The 15546-nt window shown below is 40.2% G+C and carries 18 protein-coding genes; 8 read left to right on the top strand and 10 right to left on the bottom strand.

Going from position 1 to position 15546, the window contains the following annotated elements; all coding sequences use genetic code 11:
• Positions 1-128: 128 nt before the first annotated feature.
• The 3 genes from dnaG to rpsU all read right to left on the bottom strand — a co-directional run bounded on the left by dnaG (position 129) and on the right by rpsU (position 2754).
• Positions 129-1898, bottom strand: coding sequence for a DNA primase (gene dnaG, locus IV514_RS09695; RefSeq protein WP_206484958.1), 1770 nt, complete (start codon positions 1896-1898; stop codon positions 129-131).
• Between the two features lie 154 nt (positions 1899-2052).
• A complete protein-coding gene (locus IV514_RS09690; RefSeq protein WP_206484956.1) occupies positions 2053-2499 on the bottom strand; it encodes a GatB/YqeY domain-containing protein in 447 nt (148 codons plus the stop codon).
• Positions 2500-2538: 39 nt separating this feature from the next.
• Positions 2539-2754 (bottom strand): 30S ribosomal protein S21, encoded by a 216-nt coding sequence (gene rpsU, locus IV514_RS09685; protein WP_206484954.1) that lies wholly within the window; start codon positions 2752-2754, stop codon positions 2539-2541.
• 214 nt (positions 2755-2968) lie between these two features.
• Between rpsU and tsaD the strand changes: the two genes are divergently transcribed.
• Positions 2969-3997 (top strand): tRNA (adenosine(37)-N6)-threonylcarbamoyltransferase complex transferase subunit TsaD, encoded by a 1029-nt coding sequence (gene tsaD, locus IV514_RS09680; RefSeq protein WP_206484952.1) that lies wholly within the window; start codon positions 2969-2971, stop codon positions 3995-3997.
• 4 nt (positions 3998-4001) lie between these two features.
• On the opposite strand, the gene plsY is transcribed toward tsaD, so the two are convergent.
• Positions 4002-4601: a glycerol-3-phosphate 1-O-acyltransferase PlsY gene (gene plsY / locus IV514_RS09675; RefSeq protein ID WP_206484944.1), complete on the bottom strand. Its 600-nt coding sequence runs from the start codon at positions 4599-4601 to the stop codon at positions 4002-4004.
• Positions 4602-4740: 139 nt separating this feature from the next.
• Between plsY and folB the strand changes: the two genes are divergently transcribed.
• The 4 genes from folB (at position 4741) to IV514_RS09655 (ending at position 7774) form a co-directional block, all read left to right on the top strand.
• On the top strand, positions 4741-5097 hold the full coding sequence (gene folB, locus IV514_RS09670; RefSeq protein ID WP_206484942.1) for a dihydroneopterin aldolase: 357 nt from the start codon (positions 4741-4743) through the stop codon (positions 5095-5097).
• Entirely contained in the window at positions 5097-5600 is a 504-nt protein-coding gene (folK, locus tag IV514_RS09665) for a 2-amino-4-hydroxy-6-hydroxymethyldihydropteridine diphosphokinase (RefSeq protein WP_206484940.1), read from the top strand. Before folB ends, folK begins: the two co-directional genes overlap by 1 nt.
• 5 nt (positions 5601-5605) lie before the next feature.
• A complete protein-coding gene (locus tag IV514_RS09660) occupies positions 5606-6436 on the top strand; it encodes an undecaprenyl-diphosphate phosphatase (protein ID WP_206484938.1) in 831 nt (276 codons plus the stop codon).
• Positions 6437-6592: 156 nt separating this feature from the next.
• Positions 6593-7774, top strand: a complete 1182-nt coding sequence (locus IV514_RS09655) for an acyl-CoA dehydrogenase family protein (RefSeq protein WP_241242269.1) — start codon at positions 6593-6595, stop codon at positions 7772-7774.
• 27 nt (positions 7775-7801) lie between these two features.
• On the opposite strand, the gene IV514_RS09650 is transcribed toward IV514_RS09655, so the two are convergent.
• Positions 7802-9214, bottom strand: coding sequence for a diguanylate cyclase (locus tag IV514_RS09650; protein ID WP_206484936.1), 1413 nt, complete (start codon positions 9212-9214; stop codon positions 7802-7804).
• 192 nt (positions 9215-9406) lie between these two features.
• Here IV514_RS09650 and IV514_RS09645 point away from each other — a divergent pair, with 192 nt between their 5' ends.
• A complete protein-coding gene (locus IV514_RS09645; RefSeq protein WP_346776911.1) occupies positions 9407-10255 on the top strand; it encodes a tetratricopeptide repeat protein in 849 nt (282 codons plus the stop codon).
• A 99-nt stretch (positions 10256-10354) separates the two neighbouring features.
• Here IV514_RS09645 and msrA read toward each other — a convergent pair whose 3' ends face one another.
• A complete protein-coding gene (msrA, locus tag IV514_RS09640; protein WP_206484931.1) occupies positions 10355-10894 on the bottom strand; it encodes a peptide-methionine (S)-S-oxide reductase MsrA in 540 nt (179 codons plus the stop codon).
• A gap of 86 nt (positions 10895-10980) precedes the next feature.
• On the bottom strand, positions 10981-12093 hold the full coding sequence (locus tag IV514_RS09635; RefSeq protein ID WP_206484924.1) for a DUF3083 family protein: 1113 nt from the start codon (positions 12091-12093) through the stop codon (positions 10981-10983).
• Positions 12094-12220: 127 nt separating this feature from the next.
• Here IV514_RS09635 and IV514_RS09630 point away from each other — a divergent pair, with 127 nt between their 5' ends.
• Positions 12221-12436 carry a DUF3820 family protein gene (locus tag IV514_RS09630; RefSeq protein ID WP_206484922.1) on the top strand — a complete coding sequence of 72 codons (216 nt, stop codon included), beginning with the start codon at positions 12221-12223 and terminating at the stop codon, positions 12434-12436.
• A gap of 329 nt (positions 12437-12765) precedes the next feature.
• Positions 12766-12939: a ribosome modulation factor gene (gene rmf, locus IV514_RS09625; protein WP_206484920.1), complete on the top strand. Its 174-nt coding sequence runs from the start codon at positions 12766-12768 to the stop codon at positions 12937-12939.
• A gap of 79 nt (positions 12940-13018) precedes the next feature.
• Here rmf and IV514_RS09620 read toward each other — a convergent pair whose 3' ends face one another.
• From IV514_RS09620 to modB, 3 genes are read right to left on the bottom strand one after another with little or no spacing between them, the layout of a single operon-like run.
• Complete coding sequence (locus IV514_RS09620) at positions 13019-13765, bottom strand: HesA/MoeB/ThiF family protein (RefSeq protein WP_206484918.1); 747 nt, start codon at positions 13763-13765, stop codon at positions 13019-13021.
• Positions 13766-13776: 11 nt separating this feature from the next.
• Positions 13777-14841, bottom strand: a complete 1065-nt coding sequence (modC, locus tag IV514_RS09615) for a molybdenum ABC transporter ATP-binding protein (RefSeq protein WP_206484917.1) — start codon at positions 14839-14841, stop codon at positions 13777-13779.
• Positions 14841-15542, bottom strand: a complete 702-nt coding sequence (gene modB / locus IV514_RS09610; RefSeq protein ID WP_206484911.1) for a molybdate ABC transporter permease subunit — start codon at positions 15540-15542, stop codon at positions 14841-14843. The genes modC and modB overlap by 1 nt, the downstream gene beginning before the upstream one ends.
• Between the last annotated feature and the right edge of the window lie 4 nt (positions 15543-15546).

Raw genomic sequence — 15546 nt, 5'->3', positions numbered from 1 at the left:
TCCACCTTTTTGGCTATCAAATTACGAACAGTAAAGCCGGAAATTTTAGCAAATTGCTTGTAAAATTACCAGCGTTAAAGTTACGTCTGTTTAGTTTATTACTGTAAATTATAGCAAGTTCAGCAAAGTTAACTTTGTTTTTGTGCAGCTATTAATGTTTGCAACTCTTGCCGTTCTTCTTTGGCCATCTGACCAGTTCTTTGTTTGCCAAGCAACACTTCTATTCGTTGCTCAACAAAGTTATCTAATAACTTCTCTATACTGTCTAAAAATACATTCTCAGCAGCTTCTTCCGTTACATGATGTTGCCAGCACATCAGTTTTGTTAATTGCTGCTCTTCTGGCGTTCCTCTAAAGTACTCAATAAGTTGAGCACTGTTGACTTTTTCACTCTGCTTACATAATGCGATCAATTGATTCAGCAAGGTGACACCCGGCATATCAATTGATGTCAGTACGTTGGGATCTGGCAGCGCATGTACTATATGGGGATGCTCAAGCAATAATGCAATAGCTAATCTTACCGGTGTGACTTTCGGTTGTTTTTTTGCCACCTTTTGTACACTCGATTGCCGCACATTTTGACTAAGTTTTGCCAATTGCTTATCACTACCCGCACCAAAATTATGCGCGATTTTTGTCATAATGCCATCTTTGATTGCGCTTTCTGGTAGTTTCGCCAGTAATGGCTGAAAGGATTCTAGCAGTGCTGATTTGCCTTCTAACGAGCTCATATCAACTCGCTGTACGAGCTGCTCGAATAAAAACTCCGTTAACGGGCAGGCATTACTTAATATTTGCTCGAATGCGTGTTGGCCTTGGGTGCGCACAAGTGAGTCAGGATCTTCGCCATCGGGCAAAAAGACAAACTTTAATGAATAGCCATCTTGAATGAGTGGTAGGGCATTTTCCATTGCGCGCCATGCAGCATCTCGACCCGCTCTGTCGCCATCGTAACAGCATATCACTTCTTTAACGGTGCGAAATAAAGTTTGTAATTGTTCAGGTGTGGTGGCTGTGCCTAATGAGGCAACTGCGTAATCAACACCATGTTGAGCAAGTGCAACGACATCCATATAGCCTTCAACAATGACAATACGCTCCAGTTGTTTATTGGCCTGTTTAGCTTCATATAAACCATAGAGCTCTTGGCCTTTATGATAGATACGTGTTTCAGGCGAGTTGAGGTATTTCGGTGTGCCATCACCTAAGACTCGCCCACCAAAACCAATGACTCGCCCTCGTTTATCATGAATGGGGAACATGATTCGACCGCGAAAACGATCATAAGGTTTATTTTTATCCCCTTGAATTGCCATGCCCAAATCAATTAACTGTTGAATGGCTTGTGGGTTTTTTCCGAAGACATTCATCATGCCGTCCCATTGGTCACTGATATAACCTATACCGAACTTTTTGGCAATTTGGCCACTTAAACCTCGTCCTTTAAGGTAATCAACGGCAATAGCTTTATTACTTGCCGTTTTTAATTGTTGCTGGAAAAAACGACTAATGTCAGACATTAAGGCATAATCATCTTGTTTTTGTTGGTATGCCTGTTGTTGTTGCTTAATTTGCGCGGGGGACTGATTATTTTGCTCTCGAGGCACCTCCATATTGTAATGGGAGGCTAATTCTTCTATTGCATCGGGAAATTCTAAGCGATCAAATTCCATTAAAAATGAAATAGCATTTCCGTGTTCACCACAACCAAAGCAATGGTAAAATTGTTTATCTTGGCTGACAGTAAAAGAGGGGGATTTTTCGGTATGAAATGGGCAGCAGGCTTGGTAATTTTTCCCTGCTTTTTTTAATGGTACTCGCAGGTTGATCAATTCTACAATATCAGCTCGTGCTAATAAATCATCGATGAATTGTCGAGGGATCATGCCTGCCATTAATGTACAAAACCTATTCGTGTGATTAACAATTGATGCGCTAGTTTACCTCTGATATTGGTGACTAGACAATGAAAAAAACTGTTTATCTAAAGGTGAAAATTAAAAAGCCGCTTCAAAAAGAAGCGGCTTTTTTAAAAAATCTATTCGCTAATTAGTTATTAAGCGCAGCTCTCACTAGGCCACTGACTTTGCCTAAATCTGCCTTGCCTTGCATGGCCGGTTTTAATATGGCCATTACTTTTCCCATATCAGCCATTGAACTGGCTCCTGAGTCGGTAATTGCATTGTTAATTAATTGTTGAATTTCTTCTTCGCTGAGTGGCTGAGGTAGAAATTCTTCTAATACAGCAACTTCTGCTTGCTCTGTTGCAGCCATATCATCACGACCACCTTCTGAGAACATTTTGATGGACTCTTTACGCTGTTTAACCATTTTAGTTAATACAGCAATAATGTTTTCATCGTTCGCTTCGGTGTTGTGGTCAATTTCGGCTTGCTTGATAGCAGACAATGCCATGCGAATAACGCCAAGACGAGCTTTGTCTTTGGCACGCATGGCATTTTTCATTTCATCTTTGAGTTGGCTATGTAAGCTCATATTACTATTAGAAGTAAACTCAAATAACTAAGGTAATGCTTAGTACATGCGAACGCGGCGAGCGTTCTCACGAGAAAGTTTTTTCGCAGCACGTTTTACAGCCGCTGCTTTTTTACGCTTACGTTCCCATGTTGGCTTTTCATAACATTCGCGACGACGAACTTCTGAAAGGATACCTGCTTTTTCACATGAACGTTTAAAACGACGTAATGCTACGTCAAATGGTTCGTTTTCTCTTACTTTAATTACTGGCATTGTGCCTCTTACCTTAGTTATGTATCTATATAAATCGGCTTCAGACTTAACAAATTGTTTCGCCCTTCACCCGCTCTATCAAAAATGGGTGACGTATTCTAATGCTAAGCATGCCGTATTGTAAAGTTATAATTGAAATGAGCTGGAGAAAACTGTTGTTAATAGGTAGAATCGCCTCATTAAAGTTTATGTTAAGTGGATTTGGTAAAGCGTTATGCGGATTTTAGGTATTGAAACATCATGTGATGAAACAGGCATCGCTATTTACGATGAGTCGCAAGGTATTATGGCGCATCGTATTTATAGTCAAATTGCTGTGCATGCCGACTACGGTGGTGTGGTGCCTGAATTAGCTTCGCGTGATCATGTTCGTAAAACTCTGCCACTGATTAAAGAAGTGTTAAATGACGCTAACATGACTCCAAAAGACTTAGATGGTGTCGCATATACCGCAGGACCAGGCTTAGTAGGCGCATTATTGGTTGGTTGCTCAATTGGGCGAAGTTTAGCGTATGGCTGGAATATTCCAGCCGTGCCTGTTCATCATATGGAAGGGCACTTGCTTGCACCTATGTTAGAAGATGACGTGCCTGAATTTCCATTTGTGGCGCTACTGGTGTCAGGTGGTCACACTATGTTAGTGCGAGTCGATGGCATTGGGCATTATCAGTTATTAGGTGAATCTGTTGATGACGCAGCAGGTGAAGCCTTTGATAAAACAGCAAAGCTTCTAGGTTTAGATTATCCTGGTGGCCCTGTTTTAGCAAAAATGGCTGAGCAAGGGCAAAAAGGAAAGTATAAGTTTCCACGTCCGATGACCGATCGACCGGGGCTTGATTTTAGTTTTAGTGGTTTGAAAACGTTCGCGGCTAATTGCATCCGTAAAGAAACAGAACTTCAGGGAGTAATGAGTGAACAAACGCATGCGGATATTGCTTACGCGTTTCAAGAAGCGGTGGTGGATACCTTAGCGATTAAATGTCGTCGTGCATTACAGCAATGTGAATTAAAGCGTTTAGTGATAGCTGGTGGCGTCAGTGCCAACAGTGAATTACGAGCAAAATTAGCGCAAATCACTGAAAAACTTGGTGGTAAAGTTTACTATCCTCGTCCAGAGTTTTGTACCGATAATGGTGCGATGATCGCCTATGCTGGCATGCAGCGATTAAAAGCGAATGTCGATACTGATTTAACTTTTAAAGCGACACCTCGTTGGCCATTAGATACATTAGCCGCGCTTTAGCACATTAGTGTTTAAATGCTTTATCGTTGATTTTGGGTTCGGTGCCTTTTATTAAGCGAATAATGTTGTCTTTGTGACGAAATATTATCAGGCAAGAAAGCATCATGGCAGGGTAAGTATAAAGCGGCTTTAAAAGTAAAATATACAATGGTGCTAATAATACCGTTACGATTGCCGCTAAACTGGAATAGCGAGTTAATTTAGCTACACTAAGCCAAGTAAGTACTAACAAGCCTCCTAAATCAAGTCCGATAGGTAACAGTACGCCAAAGGCGGTTGCAACGGCTTTCCCACCTTTAAATTGAAAAAAAATGGGGAACATGTGGCCTAAGCAGGCTGCGATGGCAATAACCCCAAGAGCAAAAGGATCGACTTTAAGAAAATATGCCAGCCACACAGGAACGGTGCCTTTTAAGATATCAAAAAATAATACGCTAATTGCTGCCCCTTTTCCGCCAATGCGATAAACATTCGTAGCACCAGGGTTTTGAGAGCCTTGGGTGCGAGGGTCGGGTAATGCCAGCAATTTGCATACTAAGATTGCACTCGATATTGAGCCTATTAAATAGGCCATTGCTGTTAATACCAGTGTTAGTAATAACATTTCGAGCAAATATCCTTAGCAATTGGGTCATTGATTAGTAATTGTACCCTGTCCTAAACTAGTTTTTCTACTGTTAGGCAGGTAAACTCGCCATTTATTATGAATTTGTCATTAAAATCACACTGGCCAGAGAATAAAAATGGATAAAGTCTTTATAAAAGGGTTAAGCATTCAAACTACCATCGGCTTTTACGCGTGGGAAAAAGAAATTAAACAAACCTTAGTGATTGATTTAGCGATGGGATGGCATATCGCAGCTGCGGCTGAGCAGGACGAATTGGCCAAAACGTTAGATTACGCGAAAATTTCTGAAGAAATAGAGCAGTTTGCCAATGATAACCCAGTGGATTTGATTGAAACATTAGCGGAACGATTGGCGCACTACTTAATGCAGTCGTATCATATTCCTTGGCTGAAACTTGCCATTAACAAACCTAATGCTGTGCATAATGCGCAAACCGTAGGGGTAGAAATTGAGCGGGGGCAACAAGCATAATGGCGCAAGTATTTGTCTCAGTGGGTACCAATATAGATCGCCAAGCAAATTTATCTAAAGGGTTAAATGCGCTAGTCAAGCATTTTGGTCAGTTGAGGCTGTCATCGTTATTTGAAAGTGAGGCGGTTGGATTCGACGGTTCTCCTTTTTTTAATATGGTTGTTGGTTTTGACACTCAGTTATCTATTGAAGCGTTAAGTCAATTATTACGTGAGATTGAGTTTGCACACGGTCGTGAAATTGACGCGAAAAAATTTAGTCCTCGTACGCTTGATCTGGATATTCTACTGTTTGATGATTTGATTTGTCAGGCTCCAGTACAATTACCGAGAGAAGAAATTACCTACAACGCTTTTGTGCTTTGGCCGCTTGCAGAAGTAGCGCCTGATGTTATCCATCCCATTTTGAATCAATCATTTCGTCAGTTATGGCAAAGTTACGATAAATCACAACAACAACTCAGTAAAGTACCATTAGATTGGTCGTTTGAATTAGGATCATAGTCTTTATGTCAACATTGGAAATTTTCTTTTTAGCATTAATTCAGGGATTGACTGAGTTCTTACCTATTTCAAGTTCAGCGCATTTATTGCTTCCCTCACAAGTCTTCGGTTGGGTGGAACAAGGCTTAGCGTTTGATGTTGCCGTGCATGTAGGCTCATTATTAGCGGTATGTTTGTATTTTCGCCAAGAAATTGCCGATATGTTGATTGCTTGGTATGCCACCTTAACACCTAATAAAGAAGATGATGCTGCGCTTACCTATGAACAAAAGCTCAATGGCAAGCTGGCATGGTGGATACTATTTGCCACAATTCCTGCGGGTTTGTTTGGTTTATTTGGAAAAGATTTTATTGAAGCCTATTTGCGTACCGCTTTAGTCATGGCAGCCACCACTATATTATTTGGTGTTTTGCTTGGTTATGCCGATATTAAAGCTAAACAAAATGTGAGCTTAGAAAAGCTTGGCTTTAAAGGCGCAATGTATATTGGTTTAGCGCAAGCGGTTGCGTTGATCCCTGGCACTTCTCGTTCGGGTATTACCATGACCATGGGCTTAATGTTAGGACTGAGTAAAGAAAACGCCGCTCGCTTTTCATTCTTATTATCGATACCTGCTATTGCCATGGCGGGGAGTTACTTATGTGCGAAGTTGATCATCGATGCGCAGCCCGTTGATTGGTATGCGATGATTATGGGAATCGTACTTGCATTTGTCAGTGCTTATGCCTGTATCCATTACTTTTTAATTATTGTCGCTCGTATGGGCATGATGCCTTTTGTGATCTATCGATTAATCCTAGGGGCCGGTTTATTATGGTTTGTGTTGGGGTCATAAGATAAAAATTTAACTTATTGATTTTAATTAAAATAAACGCGCTATTAGCGCGTTTATTTGTTTTTTAAACGCATTAAATTTAAACGGTAAGTTGACGTAAACGTCAAATAATTAGTGTGTAACTTTCGATCTTTGTTTACACTATAGCGATTAGAGATGAGTCAATGTGAGGACAGTATGGATCTTTCGTTAACCGAAGAACAAATGATGATTCAAGATATGGCGAGAAAGTTTGCCGAAACAGAGCTTGCTCCCGTGGCAGCAGAGCTTGATGAAACTCAGGATCAAGCAATTTTCTTAGCTAATTTAGCCAAACTCACAGAGTTAGGTTTTATGGGGTTAAATGTGAAAGCTGAATACGGCGGTGTTGAAGCCGGTACTGTTGCGTTTAGCTTAGCGATCACAGAACTAGCTAAAGCATGCGCCTCAACAGCAGTGACGACATCAGTGACTAACATGGTAGCTGAGGTTATCCAAGCGGTAGGTAATGAAGAGCAAAAACAAAGCTACCTACCGAAAATTTGCAGTGGCGAATATAAAGCAGGGGCTTTTTGTTTAACGGAAAATACTGCAGGTTCCGATCCTGCCGGCATGAAAACAACGGCAACCAAAGACGGCGATCATTATATCCTTAATGGTAGCAAGTTATATATCACCAGTGGTACCTTTGCTGGGGTCTTTGTTGTATGGGCAGTTACTGATACGAGTGCCCCAAAAGGTAAAGGTATTTCATGCTTTATCGTCGAAGCGGGTACTTCAGGCATGACAATCGGTAAAACGGAAGACAAGATGGGGCAAAAAGCCTCACCGACCAATGAAATTCATTTTGAGAACTGTCGTATACCTGCTTCAGCGATGTTAGGGCAAGAAAATAGAGGCTTTGCTGTTGCAGTGGGCGAGTTAGCTGGTGGTCGTATTGGTATCGGTTCGTTAGCACTAGGTGTAGGACTTGCTGCGATGGATTATGCTAAAGCATACATGGTTGAACGGAAACAATTTGGTCAGCCGATTGCAGATTTCCAGGGGTTACAATGGAAACTGGCTGAGCGATACACTGAACTTGAAGCGGCACGATTATTATTGATGCAAGCGGCATATACCAAAGAACAAGGGCAACCTTTTGGTAAAGCAGCCTCTATGGCTAAACTATTTGCGGCAGAAAAAGCCAATGTTGCTTGTTATGATGCACTGCAGTTAATGGGGGGTGCGGGGTATATTAAAGAGTATCCATTAGAGCGTATGGCAAGAGATGTGCGAGTGACTTCGATTTATGAAGGCACGAGTGAGATCCAGAAAGTGATCATCGCCCGAGATTTACTTAGAGAAATTAATCACTAATCAATGAGCGTAATGGTTGATTGACTATCAGCCATTACTTTGCATTATAATTTTGTTTTTACCTTGGTTCTTGGCTGAATACATCGCGTTATCGGCAACAATAAACCAATCATCAGCAGAGCAATTTTCGGTCAATTCTGCAATGCCTATACTGCATGTTACGGCTTGAATTTGCTCAGTATTCATTGTCATTAATGAATCTTGAAAACGACGAGCTATTTGCTCTGCTTCTTGTGGTGTTGTGTTAGGACAAAGTAGTGAAAATTCTTCACCACCCCATCTGGCCACGATATCGGAATCACGAGCGCACTTTGTTAAGGTGCTCGCAAATTTTATCAGAATTTCATCTCCCGCTTTGTGGCCGAACTTGTCATTGATTCGTTTAAAATCATCAATGTCTATCATCAATAAACAGGATGAAGTGTCGTAACGTTGTTTAAGTTTGATCTGTTGTTCAATGACTTCTGCTAGGTGAGTGCGGTTGTACAAATTAGTCAGCGGATCTCTGATAGATAATTGGGCTAATTGATGATTCTTATCCGCTAATTCATTGTGTAATGCTTGTAGCTTTTGATGTTTATCTGCCAATTTTTTTGCTTGTTGGCGAAAATAGATAAAGCCGGCAAGTAATGCCAAGGTGACCAACAATAAGACAAAGCTTGTTTTGAGCACTATCGCGTAATTGGAACGTTTGACAAGATCAGCCATTTTCAATGAATTAAATATTTGGTTGTGCTCTGTTGTTGATATTTTATTGATTGCTTGATTAATTAACGGTAATAGATGCTGAGCATCTTTTGCTACTCCAACACGTAATTTGTCGGGAAACTCTGCGATGCCCGCTATTCTTAGCTGTGAAAGCGATAGTTGTTGAATAACTCTATTTGCGCTGTAAAAAGAGCCAACAAAATAATCCACTTCCTGATTAGCGACTTTGACTAATCCCTCTTGTTCATTGGTTACAGTGACTAAGTGCATGTTAGGAAAGGTTCGCGTTAAATAATCATGCATGCGATAACCCGCGACAACCGCTACTTTTTGATCGGTAATACTGGTCAGGTTACCAACCATAGCTTGATCATAATGGCTATATAAGGCATTGGGGGCGCGAAAATAAATATTACTAAATGTTAAAAACTTTTCCCGTTCAGCAGATGTATTTAATAAAGGTAATAACTGACAAGTACTGCTCTTAATACCATGTAAACTCTGTTCCCAAGTATGGGTGGTGATTAAGTTAAAGCGTAAAGGGGAATACTGTTCGATCAAATCGAGGTATAGTTTTGAAATGCCCTGATGTTGTTTGTTTTCGATTGACTCATACGGAGCCCAGTTTGGGTCGATGCAATAATCAACAGTAATAGTTTCGCTATTTTGAGCCCATATTTTTGAGGCAATGATTAAACAACAAAGTAAAACCAAGTATTTGAAGATCAGCATTTGCACCATAGTATTTTATAAATTTTATGTGGTATTTATTATCTAGGGATACTGCTAACTTCCTTTATATACTATATGCCTAAAATGCCTAGTTGAGTAGTGTTTGTTACTAGGAATATTGTTTTTATTGCTTGTTTTTGCCGATAAAGCCCCCAAATTAAAGACAAGAACCAGTGAACAGGAATACGTGTTGTGTCAGTAAATAGTGTCGAAATGACGTTGGAAAATTTTCAACAGCTTGCTTTAGAAGAATCAAAAAATAAATTAGTGTTGGTTTCTTTTTGGGCTGAGCAAATCCCAGAAAGTGTCGAATTAAAAGATAAGTTAACGGCAAAAGTAGCTGCTGCTGGTGAGTATGTCATTCATGCGACGGTTGATTGTCAAAGTCAGGCACAAATTGCTCAACAATTTGGTATTCAAGGTTTGCCTACGGCCATTTTGGTCAAAGATGGGCAACCTATTGATGGCTTGTCTGGACCGCAAACAGAGCAAGATATTGATGCCTTTTTGGCGAAACGCTTACCAAAACCAGAAGACACGTTATTGCAACAAGCTCGTGCATTGGTCAGTGAAAATGAGTTTAATCAGGCGTTTTCACTGATATCAGAAGCATATCAATTAGCCCCGGAACGTGCTGATATTAAATTAGTGTTGGCAGATGTTTATATTCATACAGGAAAGATTGCTGAAGCAGAACAATTATTAGCCACGATTAAAATGGTTGATCAAGACAGTGAATTTGAATCAGTGAAAGCGAAATTGGAGCTAGCAAGTGAAGCCGCTGATTCTCCTGAAATTCAGGCGTTAGAATCTCAGCTGGAGGCATCGCCCGATAACCAACAGTTAAAACAGCAATTGGCCACACAATATAGCCAAGTCAATCGCCATGAGGAAGCATTGAACCTGTTGTTTTCGCTGGTTCAACAGGATGGCAGTGATCAAAAAAGTAAAGAATTGTTGTTAGATATTTTAAAAGCGTTACCTGATGGTGATCCACTGGCGACAAAATTTCGCCGAAAACTCTATACCTTAATGTATTAATTGGCTCGCTTCAGAACCGCTAAAAAAAGCAGCCACTGATAGGCTGCTTTTTAGTTTGTTTTTTACATGAAGTGATGCCAGAGAAACTGGCTTAGAAAACTACTTTAATTTTTCAGCAAATTTCTGTTTGAATTTGGCTAGTTTGGGAGAAACCACGGCTTGGCAATATTGGTTTTCTGGGTTGTTTTTGAAATAGCCTTGATGATATTGCTCACCACTGTATAAGGTTTGCTGTTGGACTACTTCAGTAACGATTGCCTGCGGCCATGTGTTGTTCGCGCTCATTTCGGCAATAATTTGCTCGGCAGCTTCTTTCTGTGCTTGCGTGTGATAAAAAATGGCAGAGCGGTATTGACTGCCAATATCGTTACCTTGTCGGTTTAATTGAGTTGGATCATGTAGAGTAAAAAATATTTCCAAAATATCACGATAACTGATGATATTGCTATCAAACGTGAGTTGTACCACTTCGGCATGACCAGTATCGCCCTGGCACACTTGTTCATAGCTTGGATTGTCAGTCGTTCCTCCCATATAGCCTGACTCGGCTTTGATAATTCCTTGCAAACTATTGAAGGCGGCTTCAATACACCAGAAACAACCGCCTGCTAGGGTGGCTTGCTCAATATTGTCGGTCATTTTTCTACCTTAGAACTAAGAGGATAAAGCGGCATATTAATCAATCATAGGGCAAATAACCATAAATTATTGCATATAGATTCGTACTAAAAGTTATAGGCGATATGCTGGTGAAATCGGACGGTGATTTCTTCTTTTTCTGCTGGAATTTCTAACTCAGTCGACATTAAGCGCATTGCTTGTTCAATTTGGTTGAGAAAACGGCCAAAACCATGTTCATCGCTGTTATCTTTTGAAGCAACAAAGATTAATTGAACATTATCAACTAACTGATCTGCTTGCCATTTACTGACAATACCGCAAGGACTTAACGCTGGGTTATACCCCAGCATTTGTAATTCACCCATACATGAAAACAGCTCATGTAAACTATGACGGACAATGGGAACTAAACCATTAGCAATCAGGGCGCCGTTATTGAGGTTGAAACGCTTTGCAACTAGTGAAAAAGTATCTGTCAGGTAAGTATATAACGGGTTATATGGATCTTTTGAACTGGGATCTATTTCAATCAGTGATAATAAATGATGATCAATGTTTAGGTTGACCACCGCATAGGTGATCGCATGGTGATTTGCAGGCAGTGTTAACTGTTGGCTTTTATATCGTTGTGTAATTGCGCGTAACTTATGTGCGGTGACGCCCATGCAACCTTTATTTTTCGCAAATAAATCATAGGTTAGGTGTTGATGATCACGCACCCTAAAAGCCTCAGGTTGTAAAGCAAGTAACTCTTGGTAATTGCTCAGTAACTGCCGTACCTTCTTGTGAAAATTAGCGGCATTGATGCGCAATTCATCGCCTGTTGCTAAAAATAGTAGGGTAATTTTTTTCACTCTGATGTTGGCATCAAAAAAAGTATTTTGTAACTGATGTTTTTGCGGATCGTAATAGAATAAAATTTGCTGACCCGTTTGCCACTGATGCATTTCTTGGCTGTAGCGCACTCTCACCAGTTTATCATTGGCAACAAAAATACTGCTTTGTATCGAATAATCTTTACAGAGTGTGAATAATAATTGCGATAAACTTTGATAAAACTGGTAATACGCTTGCGGGCTATCGGCTGAAAAGTCAGGTGAAATTTTGTTGAGTAATGCATCAGTGATGGCAAATTCGGCCAGAATGTATTGGTTATCTCTGGCATTTGACGGTATGTAAGCTTTGTGAGCAGCGCTTCGTTTTCTAACAATCGACATATAAATTCTCTAGTTTGTTGATAAATTTTTTGGGAATTATAGGCACCAGTTATGACATTTTTATGTCATCATAGCTGTTGAGTATTTTCCCTATCTTTATTGGAACGCCAGAGGTAATAAATTCATCATGTTCTCTGATCAACAAGCCTTGGTTGCTGCCATCAATCAAACCATGCCGTTTGGTAAGTATGCTGGCCGTAAATTATTACAACTTCCTGAGCCTTATTTAGTGTGGTTTCACAGTAAAGGCTTTCCTGAGGGGAAATTGGGGCAGCAATTAGCGTTAGTGTATGAAATTAAACTTAATGGTTTAGAGCAAGTGATGCAGCCGTTATTGGAATGAGTTTGTTTTGAGCGAAATTTAAACAGTAAAGTTCAACACGCCCTAATGTTTTGAATGTTTTTTAAACAAATTTATTATATAAAGTTTTTGTTTAGTACAAAATGAGCTATTGCCATTCGCTAATAAATTGTTTTTTCGTTAAATATTTTATGTCAATTTTTTGCGACGAAAAAACAGCAATTTTTCACACATTCTTACTCTTTTGTTATGGTTTTTATACTTGATAAAGCACGATATTTGTTCTTAAATTAAGTGTCGATGGTTGTTTTATATCGGCCACCAAACATCTAATAAAACTATATTTATTAATTAGTTATGGAGACTCGTATATGAGAAGACAAAAAAGAGATCGTTTAGGTAGAGCGCATTCAAATGGTTATCAAGCAGGCCTTTCAGGCAGAAATAAAGAAAATTGTCCTTATCAAAATCATGATGCAAGATCTGAGTGGCTTGGCGGTTGGCGAGAAGCCGTAACAGATAGAAACTCCGGACTCTTCAAATAACAAATCATTATTTTCAATGTTGTACTAAGCCCTCCATTGTCAGAGGGCTTTTTAATGCCCGCTAGCCAGTTATTACTGACTATTTACCACAGACTCTGCACTGACTTTGTTTATTGAGTGAAAACTGTTGCCACTGATTATTAAAGCCATCATAGAGATTTAGCTGGTTATATTTTACGTCAATGTCAGTTAATAGTTTGATTGTTTGTAACGCTTGTAATCCTGCAATCATTGCTAAAACTGGGCCTAAAATACCTACGGTTTGGCAATTTTGTGCCGGTGCTTTTTCTGAGGCAGGAAATAAACAGTGGTAGCAAGCACTGTCTGGTTTTCTTGGGTCAACCACAAGTTGCTGACCGTCAAAACCGGTAGCAGCTCCCATAACGAAAGGTTTTTGCTGTTCAACACAAACTCGGTTAACTAAATAGCGGGTCGCGATATTGTCACTGCAATCAATGACCACATCCACTTGTGCAATATAATATTGGCATAACTCTTCATCCATCATCTCGTCGATGACTTCAATCTCAACATCGCTGTTATTTTGCTGAAGTTTTTCCGCTGCACATTCCGCTTTATTCTGTTGAATGTCTTGCTCGGTAAATAACACTTGTCGTTGTAGATTAGTGACATCAATTTGATCGCCATCGGCAATAATTAATTTGCCAACACCTGCGGCAGCCAGATACATACTGACGGGGTTTCCTAGCCCACCCATACCTACGATAAGTACACTGGCATTTCGTAATTTAACTTGTCCTTCCTCGCCGATTTTATCAAGCATGATTTGGCGGCTATAGCGAAGCTGTTCGTTACTGGTTAACACTATGTCCTCGATTAAGTGCGTACTGCACTAGCTTTAAATTGCATAAACACCCATTGTTTTGGAGCCAGTGCCAGTTTCTCTAATGAATAAGATGAAATGCTGGCGAAAAAATTTTGCCCATGACAAGCCAGTTGCACAAGCACTTGGTGCTGATTGGTCGTAATATCAATAATTTGTGCTTTAAGCTGATTCACAATTGAACTGTTGTTTGCCTCGGTTGTGGTTAAACTGATCTCGTTGGCAAAAATATAACAGCGCAGCTGTGTTGTCTGTTGCTTTACTCGCTCACTGAGTAAATAAATGTATTGATCACCTAACTGTAATTTAGTTAACCCGTGGGAGTCATCTTGAACACACACTGCTAATGATAAACTGGTTTGCTGCTGAATTTTACCGGTATGATTGAGCTGATGGATGATCTGATGAACATCTCCTAGGTGCGTGACTTTTCCTTGATTGAGTACTAATAGCTGATTTGCTAGCTGTTGAATTTCATCTAGATTATGACTGACATAGATCATTGGCAATGCCAGCTGTTGGTGAACGGTTTTCAGTAAATGAATAAGAGCTATTTTACTGGTTTGATCTAATGCACTCAGTGGCTCGTCAAGTAGCAATAGTTGTGGCTCAGCCAAAATTGCTCTTGCTAGTGCCACTCGTTGCTTTTCTCCAGCAGAGATTTCTTCCGGAGACTTAGTTAGCAAATGAGAGATTTGTGTTAGCTCAATAATATCGTCAAATTTGAGTTGTGAAGATTGGCATCGTTTTACTGCAAATTTCAAGTTGTCGATGACGTTAAGGTGCGGGAACAAGCGTGCATCCTGAAATACTAGTGAGACGTTACGTTTTTCGGGTTGGATAAAGGTGTTGCTTGTATTGTCCAACCAAGTACTGTTATTAAATAAAACCTGTCCTGCGCTGGTGCTATTTAATCCGGCAATCGTATTTAATAAGGTGGTTTTTCCTGAACCAGAGTGACCAAAAACCCCTAATATTCCTTGCAAATTCAATGACTGATTAATGGCAAAATCAAAACCCAAGTGTGAATTGGTGATATCGATAGTCAGTTGTGGCATCAGTTGACTCCGCTACTTTGACGGCTTTGATTGCGGCGTGGATGATTAATCAAATACACGAGTGATAATAAAATGGTAGACGCTATGATCAATCCAAGTGCGAGCATGTGGGCTTGTTGATAATTAAAGGCTTCAACATGATCAAATAGCGCAATCGACAACACCCTTGTTTCTTGGGGAATATTACCGCCAATCATTAACACTACACCAAATTCCCCTACCGTGTGAGCAAACCCTAAACTGGCTGCGGTAATAAAGCTTGCTTTAGTGATAGGTAACACCACATGAAAAAAACGATCAATGGGTCCTGCACCCAGAACGGCTGCCGCTTCAAGGTAGTTATTGGGTAATTGTTCAAACGCTTTTTGTAAAGGTTGTACGACAAAGGGTAATGAATACAACAGTGAGCCAATCACGATAGCTGAAAAACTAAAAGCCAGCTGGTAACCAAACACTTGTTGCCACCATTGTCCCAATAAGGAATTGGGCGCAAATGCAATCAATAAATAAAAGCCGAGTACGGTTGGCGGTAAGACTAGCGGCAGTGCAACCACGGCTTCAAGCAATACTTTCATCCGACTTTGCATTTTTGCTAAATACCAAGCCAATGGCGTGCCAAGTAATAAGAGTAACAGGGTAGTGATCCCTGCCATTTTTACTGTGGTTGCTAGCGCTTGCCAGTCGGATGAATAATCGATCATAGTG

The organism is Thalassotalea sp. G2M2-11, assembly GCF_017168195.1.
In the GTDB taxonomy this organism is placed as follows: Bacteria; Pseudomonadota; Gammaproteobacteria; order Enterobacterales; family Alteromonadaceae; genus Thalassotalea_E.
The sequence above is the reverse complement of the archived record's forward strand: the minus strand, read 5'-3'. Positions and strand labels throughout refer to the sequence as shown.